The 17,992-nt window shown below is 66.5% G+C and carries 15 protein-coding genes; 10 read left to right on the plus strand and 5 right to left on the minus strand.

The window, feature by feature from the left end; genetic code table 11:
- Positions 1-3: 3 nt before the first annotated feature.
- Positions 4-627 (minus strand): hypothetical protein, encoded by a 624-nt coding sequence (locus AC4LGL_RS10400; protein ID WP_491838629.1) that lies wholly within the window; start codon positions 625-627, stop codon positions 4-6.
- 220 nt (positions 628-847) lie between these two features.
- Complete coding sequence (locus AC4LGL_RS10405; RefSeq protein ID WP_491838630.1) at positions 848-2,416, minus strand: PE-PPE domain-containing protein; 1,569 nt, start codon at positions 2,414-2,416, stop codon at positions 848-850.
- A 399-nt stretch (positions 2,417-2,815) separates the two neighbouring features.
- On the opposite strand from AC4LGL_RS10405, the gene ftsY reads away from it, so the two are divergent.
- From ftsY to AC4LGL_RS10440, 7 genes are all read left to right on the plus strand, one after another.
- Positions 2,816-4,186 (plus strand): signal recognition particle-docking protein FtsY, encoded by a 1,371-nt coding sequence (ftsY, locus tag AC4LGL_RS10410; RefSeq protein WP_491838631.1) that lies wholly within the window; start codon positions 2,816-2,818, stop codon positions 4,184-4,186.
- A gap of 228 nt (positions 4,187-4,414) precedes the next feature.
- Positions 4,415-5,719: an ammonium transporter gene (locus AC4LGL_RS10415; protein ID WP_491839323.1), complete on the plus strand. Its 1,305-nt coding sequence runs from the start codon at positions 4,415-4,417 to the stop codon at positions 5,717-5,719.
- A 6-nt stretch (positions 5,720-5,725) separates the two neighbouring features.
- A complete protein-coding gene (locus AC4LGL_RS10420; protein WP_003881099.1) occupies positions 5,726-6,064 on the plus strand; it encodes a P-II family nitrogen regulator in 339 nt (112 codons plus the stop codon).
- 82 nt (positions 6,065-6,146) lie between these two features.
- Entirely contained in the window at positions 6,147-8,654 is a 2,508-nt protein-coding gene (locus tag AC4LGL_RS10425) for a [protein-PII] uridylyltransferase (RefSeq protein ID WP_491838632.1), read from the plus strand.
- A 28-nt stretch (positions 8,655-8,682) separates the two neighbouring features.
- A complete protein-coding gene (locus AC4LGL_RS10430; RefSeq protein ID WP_491838633.1) occupies positions 8,683-9,432 on the plus strand; it encodes a hypothetical protein in 750 nt (249 codons plus the stop codon).
- A 9-nt stretch (positions 9,433-9,441) separates the two neighbouring features.
- Positions 9,442-10,995, plus strand: a complete 1,554-nt coding sequence (gene ffh, locus AC4LGL_RS10435; protein ID WP_491838634.1) for a signal recognition particle protein — start codon at positions 9,442-9,444, stop codon at positions 10,993-10,995.
- Positions 10,996-10,998: 3 nt separating this feature from the next.
- Positions 10,999-12,060 carry a metal-dependent hydrolase family protein gene (locus AC4LGL_RS10440; protein ID WP_491838635.1) on the plus strand — a complete coding sequence of 354 codons (1,062 nt, stop codon included), beginning with the start codon at positions 10,999-11,001 and terminating at the stop codon, positions 12,058-12,060.
- A 16-nt stretch (positions 12,061-12,076) separates the two neighbouring features.
- Here the strand turns inward: AC4LGL_RS10440 and AC4LGL_RS10445 are convergent, their stop codons facing one another.
- The 3 genes from AC4LGL_RS10445 to AC4LGL_RS10455 form a co-directional block, all read right to left on the minus strand.
- Positions 12,077-13,639: a diflavin oxidoreductase gene (locus AC4LGL_RS10445; protein ID WP_491838636.1), complete on the minus strand. Its 1,563-nt coding sequence runs from the start codon at positions 13,637-13,639 to the stop codon at positions 12,077-12,079.
- 83 nt (positions 13,640-13,722) lie between these two features.
- The gene (locus AC4LGL_RS10450; RefSeq protein WP_491838637.1) at positions 13,723-14,538 is read right to left on the minus strand and encodes a D-alanyl-D-alanine carboxypeptidase; all 816 of its coding nucleotides are present in this window, start codon (positions 14,536-14,538) and stop codon (positions 13,723-13,725) included.
- Between the two features lie 86 nt (positions 14,539-14,624).
- Complete coding sequence (locus tag AC4LGL_RS10455) at positions 14,625-15,509, minus strand: D-alanyl-D-alanine carboxypeptidase family protein (protein WP_491838638.1); 885 nt, start codon at positions 15,507-15,509, stop codon at positions 14,625-14,627.
- Positions 15,510-15,584: 75 nt separating this feature from the next.
- Between AC4LGL_RS10455 and AC4LGL_RS10460 the strand changes: the two genes are divergently transcribed.
- The 3 genes from AC4LGL_RS10460 to rpsP all read left to right on the plus strand — a co-directional run bounded on the left by AC4LGL_RS10460 (position 15,585) and on the right by rpsP (position 17,990).
- The gene (locus AC4LGL_RS10460; protein WP_491838639.1) at positions 15,585-16,820 is read left to right on the plus strand and encodes an osmoprotectant NAGGN system M42 family peptidase; all 1,236 of its coding nucleotides are present in this window, start codon (positions 15,585-15,587) and stop codon (positions 16,818-16,820) included.
- A 19-nt stretch (positions 16,821-16,839) separates the two neighbouring features.
- Positions 16,840-17,259, plus strand: a complete 420-nt coding sequence (locus tag AC4LGL_RS10465; protein WP_055112870.1) for a nuclear transport factor 2 family protein — start codon at positions 16,840-16,842, stop codon at positions 17,257-17,259.
- 251 nt (positions 17,260-17,510) lie between these two features.
- Positions 17,511-17,990 (plus strand): 30S ribosomal protein S16, encoded by a 480-nt coding sequence (gene rpsP / locus AC4LGL_RS10470; RefSeq protein ID WP_491838640.1) that lies wholly within the window; start codon positions 17,511-17,513, stop codon positions 17,988-17,990.
- Positions 17,991-17,992 lie beyond the last annotated feature (2 nt).

Genomic DNA, 17,992 nt, shown 5'->3' on the forward strand with positions numbered 1-17,992 from the left:
GGGCTATTCCGACTCGTAGATCGACGGCGCCGACCAGCCGGGGCCGCTGAAGCAGCCATTGGCTGACGGTGTCGGACAGCCATTCTGCTGTCCGGGTCGAGGCGACGGCGGTGTCGGCGGGTCCAGCCGGAAGATGTAGGACGCCTTCGTGATTCCCGCAATGGTGACGGGCCTCTCCTTGTAGTAGGCCTTCACCTCCAGCGGCTGCGCGATCGCCTGGTCGCTGGTGGCCACCAGGTTCCACGTTCCGTCGGTGACATTCGTCGTGCCCGTGAAGACCGGCGCCTTGGTGTCGCGCTGACGGACCGTCAGGCCCACGGTCTCCACGAAGGGGTCCGCCGTACCGGAGATGGTCAGCGTCTTGCCGGAATCGCTGAGAACCATCGGATCGTCAACGAAAACGCGGTCATTGCTCTGGGTCTGGGTCGTCGGGATGGCCACAGTACCGGGCTCGTCCTTCATCATGTTGTACACGGCGGGAACGGCTCCGATGAGCGCCGTTGCGATGGCGCCGATGACGGTGATCTTGGCCACCGACACGTCGCTCCCTTTTGCCGGCCCATCGGTGGCGTCGGCTGAATGGCGCAGTTTGAACAGCCGGCCGACGGATTGTGAATGTGTGGTCATGGCAGTGCTCCGTGCTTGGACTTCATCCTTTCGAGATGACGCCTGCCGAGGGCTTGTCGGCTGACGTACGGAAATGATCACGCCATGATCACGGGCAACGCATGCGTAGTGGACTACTCGAATGTCGGGGCACTGCCGAAGAAACTGTGCCGAGCGTGCGGCTCAGGCTCGGGTTCCCCCGTGGATCCGGGCCTGACCCGCACGCTCGAACGGTGCGCACCTACGCTGCGTCGGAGTGTCCGGAACGGTGGTTGCCGCGCGGCTTCTGTTTGGTGTCGCTGGTTTTCGTGTCTGTGGAGCCGGATTTCGACTGGGCTGACTTGGTTTGGCCGACGTGACGTTGCGGCGAGCGCTGTGGGCGTGGGTTGTCTTGTGGCGCAGCGTCGGTGTCGGTCGCATCGTCGGACGGCCTCTTGGGTGAGAATGCCTGTCGTAGCGACTGCCGGATGCGTTCAGCTCCCGGATTCGCCTGCCTCTGTTGCTGTTTCTGCTGAAGTGCTGTGTCGGAACGAGTCTCGGTGTCAGTTCCGGTTTCGGTGCCGGCCTCCTCATCGGTCTTCTGCGCCTTGGGCTCGGTCGGCGCGGCGTCGGGATCGCGGGGGAGGGTTCCGGCACTACCCGCGGAGTCGGTGCCGATCGGGCGCACCCGCGTGCGGTCCGGTGCACCGATGGTCGCGGGCAGTTTGATCCCTGCTCTTGCGGTGTCCGACTTGGACAGTGCGCCAACGCTTTCTGTGTTGCTGTCAACGGCGTCGCCGGTGTCGATGCCCAGGTCGGCGAGCGCATTGCGCACGCCCTCCCTGGCTGCTGCCCTTAGATCCGAAGCCAGCTTGCCGAGGTCGATGTGGGGGATCAGCCCGGCCCGGGTCGGCACCCCCATGTTCTCCGGCGTGCGGTCATAGCCGAGTTCGATCAGCACACGCAGGGTCGGCTCGACCAGGTCGAGCACCGGCGTCAGAATTCCTATGCCGCGCAACGGTTGCAGCAGCGGAAGGTGCTCGGTATGCACCAGGTAGTAGGTGGTGTTGCCGGAGGTGTAGGACTGATATGTACTCGGGTCGTTCAGGTTGACCACCGATGACCCGTAGTTCGGATGTAGGTAGACGTAGCCCATCAGGGCATTGAGATCGGCCAGCAGATTGAGTGGATACTTGGGGAAGTCGGCGATCAGGTCGTACTGGCGGGCCACGTCGATCGTCCGGTATTCGTCGTCCGGGGTGGTGCCGTCGAAGCTGACGCCGAGGATCGGTATGTAGAGGCCGTCGAACCTGGCGAGGATTCCGCCGTTGGGCCGGTTGGGATTGGCCACGAATACGAAAGACAACTCGTCAGGCGTGGGCACCGCCGCGCCCTGCGCCCGGAGCTCGGCCAGATTGCGCTTCTCCCGGGTGGCGATGTTGGCGCTCTGCGAGTAACCGACAATAATTTTCTCGCCCGGTGTGGATTGCACAGCGTTGTTGAGGCTCAGGACGCCGCGGGCCACCGAGGTGTCGAAGCTGACGTCGGTCAGGCTGGTCGCGGGCCAGAACTGCTCCGGTGTCGACACCCATTTCAAGTCGTCCTCATCGAGGTGGTAGCCGGACAGGTACGTGCTGTTGACCTGGTCCACGTACGTGCCGGTACCCCATTGATGCGGATCGCCCAGCGCCTTCATCCCGGTTCCGCCCATGATGAGCGCTGTGGCAGCCAGCTGAACCAGCGTGGACATGGTCGCTGTCACGACCAGCCCGACGGTGCCGATCAGAGCGACCAGCGTCAGTGCTACCCCCCGAAGCACACGAATGTGCATTCCCGTCCTCCCTCTCGACAAATTCCAAGGGAAGGACCACATGCTCACCGACGCCGAAGCCATTCCCGACCCACGTGGATCGTGAACCACATCGAGCCCGGCTGTCAGCGAATTCAAATAACTGGAATGATTAATGAAAAACAACAGGTAAGCGCATTATCGTGGTGATCTCATCCATCACGACAGCTAAGCCGCAGATGAATTCTGCGGCTCGCTCGACCATGTTCTTCCGCTCGTGTGGGTGAACGGAATATACCGCCTCGGTACGTGCGTGTACCACCATTTTCGGCAATCCCGCACTTCGATGTTCTGGCGGGTTCTCAGGTGCGGCATGCGCCGGTGCGGGGCGGCGGAACGGGGCCGATCCTTCGCGCGCGGCCGCCCTGAGACAATGGCGGCGTGACAGAAGGTGCGTTGTTGGGTCTGTGGATCGCCATTGCGGTCGTCGCTGTTCTGGTCGTCGTTGCCGTCACCGTGGGGTTGGTGCGGTACCGACGGCGGCGGATCAGCCTGTCCGAACGAGACGCCTCGAAACCGATCGACCGCTCCGGCGGCTATACGGCGTCCTCCGGTATCACGTTCAGCAAGTCGGGTACGCCGACGCTCGACCGCATCGACACCAGCGGACTCCCGGCCGTCGGCGATGACGCCACCATCCCGCGGGATGCACCCAAACGCACCATCTCCGATGTGCAGCTGCCGGAGCCGCCGGTCGAGACGGCAGCGCCTGAAGTGCCGCCTGCGCCCGCTGAGCCGGCCGACTCTGTCGGCGCCCCGGTCATCCCCGCTGAGCCGGCCGCTCCGGAAACGGCTCCCGACGACGCCGTCGCCGCCGCCGTGGAGGACATCGCCCCGGCCGAAGGGCGCATGGATCGGCTGCGCGGCCGCCTCGCCAAGTCCCAGAACGCGCTGGGCCGCAGCATGCTCGGGTTGCTCGGCGGCGGCGATCTCGACGAGGACTCGTGGGAGGCAGTCGAGGACACCCTGCTGATCGCCGACCTCGGCCCGGTGGTGACCGAATCCGTGGTCGCGGCATTGCGCGAGCGGATGGCAAGTAAGAACGTGCGCAGCGAAGCCGACGCCCGCGCGGTGCTGCGTGAGGTGCTGATGTCGGAGCTGCGGCCCGAGCTGGACCGGTCGATCAAGGCTCTGCCGCATGCCGACAAGCCGTCGGTGCTGTTGGTGGTCGGTGTGAACGGCACCGGCAAGACCACCACCGTGGGCAAACTGGCGCGGGTTCTGGTCGCCGACGGCCGTCGTGTCGTGCTGGGCGCGGCCGACACGTTCCGCGCTGCGGCCGCCGATCAGCTGCAGACCTGGGCCGCCCGCGTCGGCGCGGAGGTGGTGCGCGGGCCCGAAGGCGCCGATCCGGCATCGGTGGCGTTCGACGCCGTCGACGAGGGTGTGAAGGCCGGCGCCGACGTCGTCGTTGTCGACACCGCAGGCCGCCTGCACACCAAGACCGGCCTGATGGACGAGCTCGGCAAGGTCAAGCGGGTGGTGGAGAAGCGTGCCGCTGTGGACGAGGTGCTGTTGGTGCTCGACGCGACCATCGGACAGAACAGCCTGCCGCAGGCCAAGGTGTTCGCCGAGGTCGTCGACATCACCGGCGTGGTGCTGACCAAGCTCGACGGCACCGCCAAGGGTGGCATCGTCTTCCGTGTCCAGCAGGAACTCGGCGTCCCGGTCAAACTCGTCGGACTCGGCGAGGGGCCAGACGACCTCGCGCCGTTCGAGCCCGCGGCGTTCGTCGACGCGCTGCTGGGCTGACCCCCGAAAACCCAGGAAAACCCACGGTGTAACACCGGCGAAACGCAGCCCGGCTATCCGTTCACACGAGCGAAACGCAGTGGCGTCGTAGCCGAAACATCCACTCAGCATTGTCTTGACCAGGTCAACGGCCCGTAAATCCTTGCGGCCGTGGCGTGGTGAAGGAGGAAACTGCGAGTGGAGCAATTCCCGATACTGGGTGCGCCGGACACCGGTGACACAGCATGGATGCTGGCCGCCGCTGCGCTTGTGCTGTTGATGACGCCGGGGCTGGCCTTCTTCTATGGCGGCATGGTGCGGGCCAAGGGCGTGCTCAACATGATCATGATGAGCGTCAGCGCGATGGGTGTCGTGACAGTGCTGTGGGCGCTGTACGGCTACTCGGTCGCGTTCGGTGACAACACCGCAGGCGTCATCGGCGACCCCGGGCAATTCTTCGGCCTCAAGGGTCTGATCGGAACGAACGGTTCGGCCGATGCGCCCATCGCGCTGGTCGGCACGATCCCGGCCACCGTGTTCGTGGGTTTCCAGCTGATGTTCGCGATCATCACCGTCGCCCTGATCTCCGGTGCCGTCGCCGACCGCATCAAGTTCGGCGGCTGGCTGCTGTTCGCCGCGCTGTGGGCGACCGTCGTGTACTTCCCGGTGGCGCACTGGGTCTTCGACTTCGACGTCAAGGGCTCCGACGGTGAGACCGTGATCCACCATGGGGGATGGATCGCCAACCAGCTCAAGGCAATTGACTTCGCCGGTGGCACCGCGGTGCACATCAACGCCGGTACCGCGGGCCTGGTCCTGGCCATCATCCTCGGCAAGCGGCTCGGTTGGCCGGGTACGCCGATGCGCCCGCACAACCTTCCTTTCGTGATGCTCGGCGCCGGCTTGCTGTGGTTCGGCTGGTACGGCTTCAACGCCGGTTCTGCGGTGTCGGCCAACGGAGTTGCCGGTTCGACCTTCGTCACCACCACGGTGGCAACTGCCGCGGCCATGCTGGCCTGGCTGCTCACCGAGCGGATCCGTGACGGGCACGCGACGTCGCTGGGCGCCGCATCGGGCATCGTCGCCGGGCTGGTCGCCATCACCCCGTCGTGCTCGTCGGTGAACGTCGTGGGCGCGCTCGTGATCGGTGTTGCCGCAGGCGCACTGTGTGCCCTGGCGGTGGGCTTGAAGTTCAGGTTCGGTTTCGACGATTCTCTCGACGTCGTGGGTGTCCACCTGGTCGGCGGTATCGTCGGTACGTTGCTGGTCGGCCTGGTGGCCACCAAGGAAGCACCTGCCGGTGTGGCCGGTCTGTTCTACGGTGGCGGGTTCGATCAACTGTGGCGACAGGCGGTCGGGGCCGGTGCTGTTCTGCTCTATTCGGCGGTGGGTACCGCTATCTTGGCGTTGATTGTCAAATACACCGTGGGCCTGCGCCTGGACAAAGAAGAGGAGGCTTCCGGTATCGACGAGTCCGAGCACGCTGAGAGTGCTTACGACTTCGTCGCTGTCGGAACCGGTTCTGTTCTTGGTCGTCACGGCGGGGAGGAATAAGGGAATATGAAGCTGATCACTGCGATCGTCAAGCCGTTCACGCTGGAGGATGTCAAGACCGGCCTGGAGCAGACGGGCATCCTGGGGATGACGGTCAGCGAGGTACAGGGCTACGGCCGGCAGAAGGGCCACACCGAGGTTTACCGCGGTGCCGAGTACTCGGTCGACTTCGTACCGAAGGTCCGGGTGGAGGTTGTCGTCGACGATTCCGCGGTCGACAAGGTCGTGGACGTCATCGTGCAGGCCGCCCGTACCGGCAAGATCGGCGATGGGAAGGTCTGGGTCAGCCCGGTCGACACTGTTGTCCGCGTCCGTACCGGGGAGCGGGGCGCCGACGCCCTGTAGCCGCGGCCGGTCGTAGAGGTAGACGACCGATCTCCCGGTCAGGAAGTGCGGTGGCAGGTAGTCGACCGGGGGAGGAGTCCAAATGACAGAGCAGCAGCCAGATTCCATCCACGGGCCGGCCGGAACCTCCGGACAGGAGGGTCCGGTCGGCTCGCCGCGGCCGGCCACCGATCTCGCGGCGGCCAGCCAGCAGCTGCTGACCGGAGGATCCCGTCAACTGGATGCGGCCGCCCTGCGGGATGCGTTACTCGATCTGCACGAATTCTGGCTCACCACAAAGGCTGCCGAGATCGGGATCACGGCCACCAGTGGATTCGCCATCGTGGCCACCGGTGGTCTGGGCCGCGGCGAGATGTTGCCGTACTCCGATCTCGATCTCATGCTGCTGCATGACAACATGCCTGTCGAGCTCGTCTCGGAAGTGGCCGAGAAACTCTGGTATCCGCTGTGGGACGCCAACATCCGGATCGACCACAGTGTGCGCACGGTCCCCGAGGCCCTCAAGGTGGCGGGTGAAGACATCGCGGTAGGTCTGGCGATGCTGGACGCCCGTCACATGGCCGGCGACGCCGATCTGTCGGCGCTACTGGTCGGCGGGGCGCGCCGGCAGTGGCGGATCGGAATCGGCTCGCGGTTCGACGAACTCGTCGAGCACGCGCAGGCGCGCTGGCAGCGCAGCGGCCAGATCGCGCACCGCGCCGAACCTGACCTGAAATCGGGTCGCGGCGGCCTGCGGGACGTACAACTGCTCAACGCGCTGGCCATAGCGCAACTGGCCGATGTCTATCCGAGTCAGGCGCTGGCGTCACCGACCGGAACACTCGGCGGTGCCCACCTGTCGTTGCTGAATGTGCGCACCGAACTGCACCGCGCCTCGGGCCGTGGCCGGGAACTGCTGTTGGCCCAGCATGCCGATGAGATCGGCGCGGCGCTGCGGATCGGAGATCGGTTCGACCTCGCCCGCACCCTGTCGGATGCGGCCCGGACCGTGAGCTACTACGTCGACTCGGGTATCCGCACCGCCGCCAACGCCTTACCCCGGCGCGGTTTCGCCGCGCTTCGCCGCCCGGTGCGTCGCCCGCTCGACGAGGGCGTGATCGAGTTCGCCGGTGAGGTGATCCTGGCCCGCGACGCCCGGCCGGAACGCGATCCGGGTCTGATCCTGCGGGTCGCCGCGGCGTCGGCCGCCACTGGGCTGCCGATGGCGGTGTCCACACTGAGCAGGCTGGCTGAGACGGCGCCCGAACTGCGTACGCCGTGGCCGCGTCAGGCGCTCAAGGACCTCCTGGTGTTGCTCGCGTCGGGCCCCGCGGCGGTCGCCACCATCGAAGCCCTGGACCGCACCGGCCTGTGGGGCCGGTTGTTCCCGGAGTGGGGCGCAGTGCGGGATCTGCCCCCGCGGGATGTCGTGCACACCTGGACAGTTGACCGTCATCTGGTCGAGACTGTCTCGCGGGCAAGTGCTTTCACCACCCGGGTGTCCCGTCCCGATCTACTGCTGCTGGGGGCACTGTGCCACGACATCGGCAAGGGGCGGGGCGGCGACCACAGCGTGATCGGTGCCGAGTTGGCCACCCAGATCGGAACCCGGCTGGGTCTGTGGCCGTCTGACATCGATGTGCTGTCGAAGATCGTCCGGTACCACCTGCTGTTGCCGGAGACTGCGACGCGGCGAGACCTTCAGGACCCCAAGACCATTGACGCGGTGGCCGAGGCGCTCGGTGGGGACATGGTGCTGCTGGAGCTGCTCCATGTCCTGGCCGAAGCCGACTCACTGGCCACCGGTCCCGGGGTATGGGGCGACTGGAAGGCATCGCTGATCGGCGACCTGGTGCGACGGTGCCGGCTGGTGATGGCGGGTGAACCGTTGCCCGAACCCGATCCGATCGACTCGCGGTTCGTGGCGTTGGCCGCTGACGCCGGCGTCCACGTCGAGCTCACCCCGGGCGACAGCCCACACATCTACAACGTGACGATGATCGGCGCGGACCGGCGTGGCCTGCTGTCCAAGGCGGCCGCCGTGCTGGCGCTGAACTCCCTGCGGGTGCACTCGGCGTCGGTCAACAGCCATGAGGGTTCGGCGATCAACACCTTCGCGGTGTCTCCGCACTTCGGTTCGCCACCACCTGCTCAACTGCTGCGCCAGCAGTTCATTCTGGCGCTCGACGGCGAGCTGGATGTGATGGGCGCACTGGAACGCCGCGACCAGGAGGCGGCCCAGCATCCGACCACCCGCGCCGGCGAGATCCTGGCGTCGGTGCCGGCCAACCACGTGCCCGCCCCGCCGCGCATCCTGTGGTCGCCCGGCACGGCCGCCGAAGACCTGATCGTCCAGATCCGCACGATCGACCGGGCCGGCCTGTTGGCTCGGCTGACGGCGGTGTTCGAGCGCGACGGCTTGGACGTTGCGTGGGCCAAGGTAACCACACTGGGCTCATCCGTCGTCGACGTCTTCTGCATCACCGCACCGGCACTGGCCGGCGACGAAACGCAACGGGCCACGGTACGCGCCGAGCTGGAGCGCGACTTGCTCGCGATCCTGCCCGCGCCGCCACCGGCCAAACCGAAACCGGCCGAGCATGCGAGCTGATCCCCGCCGATAGGTGATGATTGCCGGCGTGACGAATTTCGGGGGATATCAGAACGGGTTCGGTGCGCCACCTCAATACGGGTTCGGTGCGCCGCCTCAGTACGGGTACGGCGCGCCCGCGCAGATCCCGACTCCGCCACCGGCGACCGAGCGAATCCTTCCGTTCGGGCAGGTCCTCATCAGCGCCCTGCTGATACTGCCGACGATCGCGTTCTTCTACGTGGGTTCGCGGCCATTCCGGAGAGCGTGGATGCACGAGTGGCCATTGGGCATGACGATGTGGTTACCGGGCGTCTTGCTCGCGGTGTATTTCGTGGTCGTCGTCGCGTGTTGGGCTCGGCCGGGTCGCCGGCTCCCCGCAGTGGCGATCGCCGGCGTCGTCGCTCTGTTCGACACGGTGCAGTCCGGCATAGCCCACCAACTTCTCCGTGGCGGTGAGTTGGACCTGTCGGCACGGCCTTCGTTCGTCCTGCCGGGCTGGTTCTATCAGGCAGCCCATGTGTTGATCCTTGTGGGTTACGTCGCCGCCTGGGGCGTCGCGCGCCGGCGGAACAAGATCTGGTCGGTCGGGCTGGTGGGGGCAGTGGTGGCCGCAATGGTCGTGCGATGGATTCACGAGACAGAGGCCGTCGACGTCTTCAAGGCTTCTTCCAGTTGGATCAACGCCTGGGCTGTTGAGGTGGGTGCCTTCGTGCTGTCCTGCCTGATCTGCTGGGCGCTGGACGCGATAGCTTCCGCCTCGCGGCGGCCAACCACAGCACAAATCCCGGGCCGCTAGGCTTACCACGTGTTTGAGAGCCTGTCTGACCGGTTGACCGGAGCCCTGCAGGGCCTACGCGGCAAGGGGCGGTTGACCGACGCCGATATCGACGCCACGGCGCGCGAGATCCGGTTGGCCCTTCTGGAGGCCGACGTCTCGCTGCCTGTGGTGCGTGCGTTCGTGGCGCGCATCAAGGATCGCGCCAAGGGCGCCGAGGTCTCCGCCGCGCTGAATCCCGCGCAGCAGGTGGTCAAGATCGTCAACGAGGAGCTGATCGGCATCCTCGGCGGCGAGACCCGTCAGCTGGCGTTCGCGAAGAACCCGCCGACGGTGATCATGCTCGCCGGTCTGCAAGGTGCCGGTAAGACCACGCTGGCCGGCAAGCTGGCGAAATGGCTCAAGGGTCTGGGCCACACCCCGCTGCTCGTGGCGTGTGACCTGCAGCGGCCCGGCGCGGTCAACCAGCTTCAAATCGTGGCCGAGCGCGCCGGTGTGGCGTCCTTCGCCCCGCACCCGGGCACCTCGCCCGATGGCCTGGAGATCGGTGGCCACGGCGACCCGGTCGCGGTCGCCTCTGCCGGTATGGCCGAGGCGCGGGCCAAGCACTACGACGTCGTCATCGTCGACACCGCCGGCCGCCTGGGCATCGACGACGAGCTGATGGGTCAGGCTGCGGCCATCCGCGACGCCGTCAAGCCCGACGAGACGCTGTTCGTGCTCGACGCGATGATCGGTCAGGATGCCGTCGCCACCGCCGAGGCCTTCCGCGAGGGCGTCGGCTTCACCGGTGTCGTGCTGACCAAGCTCGACGGCGACGCCCGCGGTGGTGCCGCGCTGTCGGTGCGCGAGATCACCGGCGTGCCGATCCTGTTCGCCTCCGCGGGGGAGAAGCTCGAAGACTTCGACGTCTTCCACCCCGACCGGATGGCCAGCCGCATCCTGGGCATGGGCGACGTGCTCACCCTCATCGAGCAGGCCGAGCAGGTCTTCGACCAGCAGAAGGCCGAGGAGGCCGCCGCCAAGATCGGCTCCGGCGAGCTGACGCTGGAGGACTTCCTCGAGCAGATGCTGGCGATCCGCAAGATGGGCCCGATCGGCAACCTGCTGGGCATGCTGCCCGGGGCCGGCCAGATGAAGGACGCGCTTGCCGCGGTCGATGACAAGCAGCTGGACCGGGTGCAGGCCATCATCCGTGGCATGACACCGGCCGAGCGGGCCGATCCGAAGATCATCAACGCCTCGCGCCGGTTGCGTATCGCCAAAGGCTCCGGGGTCGAGGTGTCCGAGGTCAACTCGCTCGTGGACCGGTTCTTCGACGCCCGCAAGATGATGTCGTCGATGGCCGGCCAGATGGGAATGCCGTTCGGGCGCAAGAACTCCCCGCGCAAGGCCGCCAAGGGCAAGAACAAGCAGGCCGGTAAGAAGAAGGGTCGGGGTCCGACCCCGCCGAAGAACCCGTTCGGTGCCGCGATGCCCGCGGGCTTCCCGGACCTGTCCAACATGCCCAAGGGCCTGGACGAATTGCCGCCCGGCCTGGCCGATTTCGACCTGTCGAAGCTGAAGTTCCCGGGCCAGAAGTAACCGATGGCCCTGCACATTCGTGGTCGCGGGCTTCCCGGCGGCGAAGAAGTGCAGTGGTGGATCCACCAGGGCGTGCTGTCGGCCGAGCCGATCGCGAACGCCGACACTGTCTTTGACGGTGGCTGGATCATTCCGGGCCTGGTCGACGCGCACTGCCACGTCGGCCTCGGCCCTCATGGCGCCGTCGAGCTGGACGAGGCGGTCACCCAGGCCGAAACCGAACGGGACGCGGGCGCACTGTTGTTGCGGGACGCCGGTTCCCCGGTGGACACCCGAAGCTTCGACGACCGTGACGACCTGCCGCGCATCATCCGAGCCGGCCGCCATCTGGCCCGACCCAAGCGTTATTCACCCGGGTTGCCGATCGACATCGAGGACGAGTCGCAACTACCCGCCGCCGTGGCCGAGCAGGCCCGGTGGGGTGACGGCTGGGTGAAGCTGGTCGGCGACTGGATCGACCGCGGGGTCGGGGACCTGGCTCCGCTGTGGTCCGACGACATCCTCAAAGCCGCGATCGACGCCGCCCACGCCGAGGGGGCGCGGGTCACCGCGCACGTCTTCGGTGAGGATGCGCTGCCCGGACTCATCAAGGCCGGAATCGACTGCATCGAGCACGGCACCGGGATTACCGATGACACAATCGAATTGATGCTCCAACACGGCACGGCGCTGGTGCCGACACTGATCAACATCGACAATTTCCCCGGCATCGCCGACGCGGCGGGCAAGTATCCGCAGTATGCCAAGCACATGCGTGACCTGTACGGGTCCTGTCGCTCCCGGGTCGGTGCGGCCTACGAGGCCGGGGTGCCGATCTTCGCGGGCACCGACGCCGGCGGCATGATCGCGCACGGCCGCATTGCCGACGAGATCGAGGCGCTCAAGGGCATCGGGATGAGCCCCACCGCCGCACTGGGGGCGGCCAGTTGGGATGCCCGGGCCTGGCTGGGTCGGCCGGCGTTGGAGCACGGCGCATCCGCTGATTTGGTCTGTTACGCCGAGGACCCGCGTCACGGCGGGGTCAGCCACCCGGATCTGGTGATCCTGCGCGGGCGCGTGTTCTGACCCCTCGCGGGTGATATCAGTACACGTCGCGCAGGTAGCGGTGGGTCTTGATCAGGTCGTTGACGTAGGCGTGCGCGGCTGCGGCATCCATCGAGCCGTTCTCGGCGACGATCTCGTGCAGGGCGGCATCGACATCCTTGGCCATCTGGTCGGCGTCACCGCACACGTAGAGGTGCGCACCGTCCTGCAGCCACGCGAACAACTCGGCTGAGTGCTCCCGCATATGGTGCTGCACATACACTTTCGTGTCCTGGTCGCGGGAGAAGGCCAGATCGAGCCGGGTCAGCGTGCCGGACTCGACGAATCCGGTCAACTCCTCGCCGTAGAGGAAGTCGGTGGACCGGCGACGGTCTCCGAAGAACAGCCAGGACCGACCGGGCGCGGCGGCGGCCTGCCGCTCCTGCAGGAACGCCCGGAACGGGGCGATGCCGGTGCCCGGCCCGATCATGATGATCGGCACATCGGCTGCAGGTAGCCGGAAATGATGGTTGGGGCGCAGGTGAACCCGCACCGTCCCGGTGCGCTCGGCCAGGTAGGTCGAGGCGACGCCGCCGTGGTGGCGGTCGGCGCCGGGGTAGCGCACGGTGGCCACGGTCAGGTGCACGTGATCGGGGTGCGTCAGCGGACTCGAGGCGATCGAGTAGTCGCGGAACTGTAGCGGACGCAACGTATCTACCACCTCGTCGACGGTGAGGTCGGCGCGTCTGATCAGATCGAGGACATCCTCACCGTAGGCGGCGGGACCCGCCAGCTCCTGCAGCGCTCGCGAGGGGGTCCGGATCTCCAGGTGTTCGGTCAGCAGGACGCCCAGAGTCTCCTCCGTGTCGCCGACGCGATGCTCGGGGCCGACCTGCAGTTCGGCCAGGATCATAGCCACCAGATCGGGATCGTTGACCGGGTGCACAGCCAGCGAATCGCCAGCCTGATAGGCGATCCCGGAACCGGTGAGGTCCAGCTCGTAGTGGCGGACCTCCTTGTCGGATTCTGCCGCGGTGAGCAGTCGATTGACGCTCAGAGCAGCCGCGAAGGGGTGGTTGCGCTCCTGGCTGCGAAGCGGGGGATCGGCCGCGACGGCTTCGACGACAGAGACGGCAGCCACGGGGCCGGACTGGGCGGCGATGAGTTGTTTGACCAGGTCGGTGGTCCAGGCCGCGGCAGGCTCTTCGTAGTACCCGTCGACGTCCACGCGGTCGGCGAGCCGGGTGGCGCCCAACTCTTCCAGCCGGGCATCGAGGAGTTTTCCTGCGTTGCAAAACAATTCATACGAAGTGTCGCCGAGGGCCAGGATTGCGAAGCTCATGTGCTCCAGGCGCTCGGTCGAGGCACTGATCGCCTCCCAGAACAGCGTGGCGGTGTCGGGGAACTCGCCGTCGCCGAACGTCGATGTCACCACGATGAAATGCGTTGCGGTGCTGAGCTGGCCGAGTTCGACCTGGTTGAGCTCGACAGCCTCGGCAGGAATTCCGGCGGCGGTGGCGGCCTCGGCGAACGACATGGCAGCGTCTTCGGCGTTGCCCATGTCGGTGCCATAGGCGACCACCAACGAGAATTCACGGTCGGACACATCGGCTCCCCTCATCGCGCGCGGGCACTCCACACGAATTTAGGGTCACCTTAGTTAGATGTGAGTCCCGATGGGGCCCTACCTTTTACCGCCGAAGGTCAGTGCGAGAAACCGTAATCGAACAAGTCGATCGCCTGCCCGTACAGATCGCCGGTGCCGTACATCTGCACCACGATCAGGCGGCGGTTACCCCGTTGCGCGGCACCGACATACGTCTTGCGGGCCAGGTCCGTGTAGCCGGTCTTTCCCGCGATGTCGCCGGGGTAGCGCGCCAGCAGTTCGTTCTGGTTGGTCAGGGTCTTGCCGGGGAACTGCGCAGTCGGTTGGTGCATGATCTGTGCGATCAGCGGATACCTCAACGCTGCGCGCAGGATCACCGCGAGATCGTGCGGGGTGGTGACGGTTTCCCAGCCGGGGCCGTCGAGGCCCGACGGGGAGCCGGCCCGGGTGTTGCGGGCACCGACGCTGGCCGCCTTGCGCGTCATCGCCGCCACTGTGGCGGGGCGGCCGCCGAGCATGTCGGCGAGCATGTTCGCCGCGTCGTTGCCCGACACCATCAGCAGTGCTTCGAGCAGTTGGCGGGTGGTGTACGGCTGACCTGGCTTGAGGCCCACGCACGAGCATTCGACCTTGGTGTGCGACTCGTTGGCCCGGGCGAAATTGTCGGGTCGAAGGTGGTCGAGCACCACCATCGCCAACAGCGGCTTGATGGTGCTGGCCGGGGCATAGGAGCCGTTGGGGTCCTTGGAGGCCAGCACCTGGCCGGTGTCCATGTCGGCGACCAGCCAGGCCTTGGCGGGTCCGTCGGGAATCTGGGCGCCTGCCGGCTGGACGCCCGGCTGCGCGTGCGCGGTGGGCGTGACCGCGAGCACCGCGCCGAGGGCGAGCACGGTCGCCGCGAAACGTCGTCGCACGGAGCTTGACGCTACGGATCACAGGACTCGCTCAGCGCGCGATCAGGTCTCCGTATGGTTGCGGCGCCGGAGTGTCGATCAGCCCGCTACAGCTGGCCGATACCGGCTGAGTGGTCCTGAGCGAAACCCCAGTCCAACAGGCTGCCGGCCTGGTCCCAGTAGGTCGGGCCACCTTCCTTGACCAACCCGTACATCATGGCGACCACCAACCGGCGGCCGTCGCGCTGTGCAGCGCCGACGAACGTCTTGCGAGCCACATCGGTGAAACCGGTCTTACCGCCGAGCATGCCTGGATAGCGGCCCAACATCTCGTCCTGGTTGACCAACGTGACCGGTCCCGTGGCACCGGGGAAGGACGCCGATGGCGATGACGTGATCGCCGCGAACACCGGATTCGCCAGCGCGGCGCGGAAGATCACGGCCAGGTCCCGCGGGGTGGTCGCCCCGTCGATGCCGGGACCGTTCAGACCCGATGGCGACCCGGCATGGGTGGCGTTCGCGCCGAGCGCGGCGGCCTTGGCGTTCATCTTCGCCACCGCGGCGTCGGTCCCGCCGAGCATGTGCGCCAATGTGTTGGCGGCGTCGTTGCCGGACACCAGCAGTGCCGCATCCAGCAGTTGCCGCATCGTGTAGGTGCGTCCGGCTTTGACCCCGACGCAGGTGCACTCGACCTTGGCATCGGCTTCGTCGGCGACGATGGTTGCATCCAATGGAATTTCGTCGAGGGCCACCAGCGCCAGCAGGGTCTTGATGGTGCTGGCGGGTGCGTGCGGAACGTACTGATCCCGGCCGGCCAGGATCTGGCCGGTATCCATGTCGGCGACGATCCAGGCCGGGGCGGGGCCGTCCGGGATGGGGGTCGCGCCGACCTGCTGCACGCTGCTGTCGGCGACGGCGACGGGGGAGCTTGGTATAGCTGTTGGGAGAAGTACTGCGAGACAGAGCGAGATCGCGCCGACGAGCCTGACCATGTCCACTGACCCTAGTGGCACAATCCGCGGGCATCGGTGTGTGAGGAAGATCCGACGAATTCGAGGTGAGAAAACGTGGCCGACACCGCCGCCATGCCGGAGGCCGAACGTAAGTGGATGGTCGACACGCTGCTGGCGTTGCTGCAGACCCCGAGCCCGTCGGGACGCACCGACGCCGTGATGCAGTTGATCGGCGATACTCTCAACGATCTGGGCGTGCCGTTCACGTTGACCCGGCGCGGTGCGTTGACCGCCGAACTGCCTGGTGAGTCGGCCACGATTGACCGAGCGCTGGTGGTGCACGCCGACACCATCGGCTGCATGGTCCGAAATCTGAAGGACAACGGTCGCCTCGAATTGGTCCCAGTCGGCACATTCTCCGCACGGTTCGCTGCGGGCGCGCGGGTGCGGATCTTCTCCGACGACCCCGACGAGTTCTTCACGGGCACGATCATGCCGCTCAAGGCCAGCGGGCACGCCTACGGCGACGAGATCGACACCCAGCCCACCGACTGGGATCACGTCGAGGTGCGCGTGGACCGAAATGTGTCGACGCGTGCGGATCTGGAACGGCTGGGTCTGAACGTGGGTGACTTCGTCGCGCTGATCGCCGGCCCAGAACTCACCCAGGACGGCTTCGTGGTGTCGCGGCACCTCGACGGGAAGGCCGGGGTGGCGGTCGCGCTGGCCCTGGCCAAGGCGATTTCGGAGCAGAAGATCGTGCTGCCGCACCGCGCCACCCTCATGGTGACCATCACCGAGGAAGTGGGGCACGGTGCCAGTCACGGGCTTCCGCCCGATGTCGCCGAGTTGGTTTCGGTGGACAACGCGGTCTGCGCCCCCGGACAGCACTCGATCGAACACGGCGTGACGATCCCGATGGCCGACCTGCACGGCCCGTTCGACTATCACTTGACCCGCAAGCTCTGCCGCCTGGCCGAGGGACAGGGCATCCCGTTCGCGCGGGACGTGTTCCGCTACTACCGGTCCGACGCGGCAGCCGCCATCGAGGCCGGCGCGGGCACCCGCGCGGCACTGCTGGGGTTCGGCGTCGACGGGAGCCACGGCTGGGAACGGACCCACCTGGACTCGTTGGAGGCTACCTATCTGTTGCTCAACGCTTGGCTGCAGACACCGTTGACGTTTGAGGCCTGGGATTCCAGCCCGACCGGTGCGCTGCGTGACTTCCCGTCCTCGAAGCAGCCCGCTCCCAGTGAGCAGTGGGTGCCGTTGTCCCGCGGCGACTTCACCGAGCCGGGGGAGGCCTCGCCAGGCACGTATTGGCCGCCGTCGGAGGGTCCTCAATCCTGACCTGGTGTTGAATCGAGACATGTTGAGCCTGGCCGAGATTTCGGACCGTCTGGAGATCCAGCAGTTGTTGATCGACTACTCCACGGCGATAGACCGTCGACTATTCGATGACCTCGATGCGGTGTTCACCTCCGATGCCTACATCGACTACCGGGCGATGGGGGGCATCGACGGTCGCTATCCGGAGGTCAAGGCCTGGTTGGCCGAGGTGCTGCCGAACTTCCCGGCCTACGCCCACATGCTCGGCAACTTCGATGTCCGGATCGACGGCGACAAGGCATCGTCGCGCACGATCTGCTTCAACCCGATGGTGCTGCCGGGGCTGGAGCAACAGGTGTTGTTCTGCGGACTCTGGTACGAGGACGAGTTCGTGCGGACCGCAGACGGTTGGCGGATGAGCCGCCGCGTCGAGACCAAGTGTTTCGACAAGGTCGTCTAGCCGTCGCACGCCGAGCGCCTCAGGCGCCGAGTGGCCAGTTGTGACACGCAACCGGCGGGACGTTGTGCGATAACTGGCCATTCGAGCTGGATTTGGGCTGGTCGGCATCGTTCTGGCACAATTGTGCGCTGTCTGCCCCGCGACTCGTTCAATGCGCTGCGCGGCGGTCACACACGTAAGGCAAAACCGGATCGGGCAATCCGCCCGCATCGCTGAATTGCAGCGTGACACTCAAGGAGAAGTGCTTAACCATGGCTGTCAAGATCAAGCTCACCCGGCTTGGCAAGATCCGCAACCCCCAGTACCGCATCGCCGTCGCCGACGCGCGCACCCGCCGCGAAGGCCGCTCCATCGAGGTCATCGGGCGCTACCACCCCAAGGAAGAGCCCAGCCTGATCGAGATCGATTCGGAGCGCGCGCAGTACTGGCTGGGTGTGGGCGCGCAGCCCACCGAGCCGGTGCTGGCCCTGCTGAAGATCACCGGTGACTGGCAGAAGTTCAAGGGCCTGCCGGGCGCCGAGGGAACCCTGAAGGTCAAGGAGCCCAAGCCGTCCAAGCTGGACCTGTTCAATGCGGCGCTGGCCGAGGCCGAGAGCGGCACCGGTGCCGCGGCCGTCACGCCCAAGAAGAAGAAGGCTCCCGCGAAAAAGGATCAGCAGGACGAGACCTCTGCTTCCGCCGCTGAGGCACCTGCCGAGGCCGCTGCCGACGACGCCGCAAGCGAGAGCTGAGC

Source organism: Mycolicibacterium arcueilense (genome assembly GCF_058536225.1).

Coding starts and splice junctions, on each gene's coding strand:
- AC4LGL_RS10400 (WP_491838629.1), bottom strand. CDS start 627: ATGACCACACATTCACAATCCGTCGGCCGGCTGTTCAAACTGCGCCAT.
- AC4LGL_RS10405 (WP_491838630.1), bottom strand. CDS start 2,416: ATGCACATTCGTGTGCTTCGGGGGGTAGCACTGACGCTGGTCGCTCTG.
- AC4LGL_RS10415 (WP_491839323.1), top strand. CDS start 4,415: ATGCTGGCCGCCGCTGCGCTTGTGCTGTTGATGACGCCGGGGCTGGCC.
- AC4LGL_RS10420 (WP_003881099.1), top strand. CDS start 5,726: ATGAAGCTGATCACTGCGATCGTCAAGCCGTTCACGCTGGAGGATGTC.
- AC4LGL_RS10425 (WP_491838632.1), top strand. CDS start 6,147: ATGACAGAGCAGCAGCCAGATTCCATCCACGGGCCGGCCGGAACCTCC.
- AC4LGL_RS10440 (WP_491838635.1), top strand. CDS start 10,999: ATGGCCCTGCACATTCGTGGTCGCGGGCTTCCCGGCGGCGAAGAAGTG.
- AC4LGL_RS10445 (WP_491838636.1), bottom strand. CDS start 13,639: ATGAGGGGAGCCGATGTGTCCGACCGTGAATTCTCGTTGGTGGTCGCC.
- AC4LGL_RS10455 (WP_491838638.1), bottom strand. CDS start 15,509: ATGGTCAGGCTCGTCGGCGCGATCTCGCTCTGTCTCGCAGTACTTCTC.
- AC4LGL_RS10465 (WP_055112870.1), top strand. CDS start 16,840: ATGTTGAGCCTGGCCGAGATTTCGGACCGTCTGGAGATCCAGCAGTTG.
- rpsP (WP_491838640.1), top strand. CDS start 17,511: ATGGCTGTCAAGATCAAGCTCACCCGGCTTGGCAAGATCCGCAACCCC.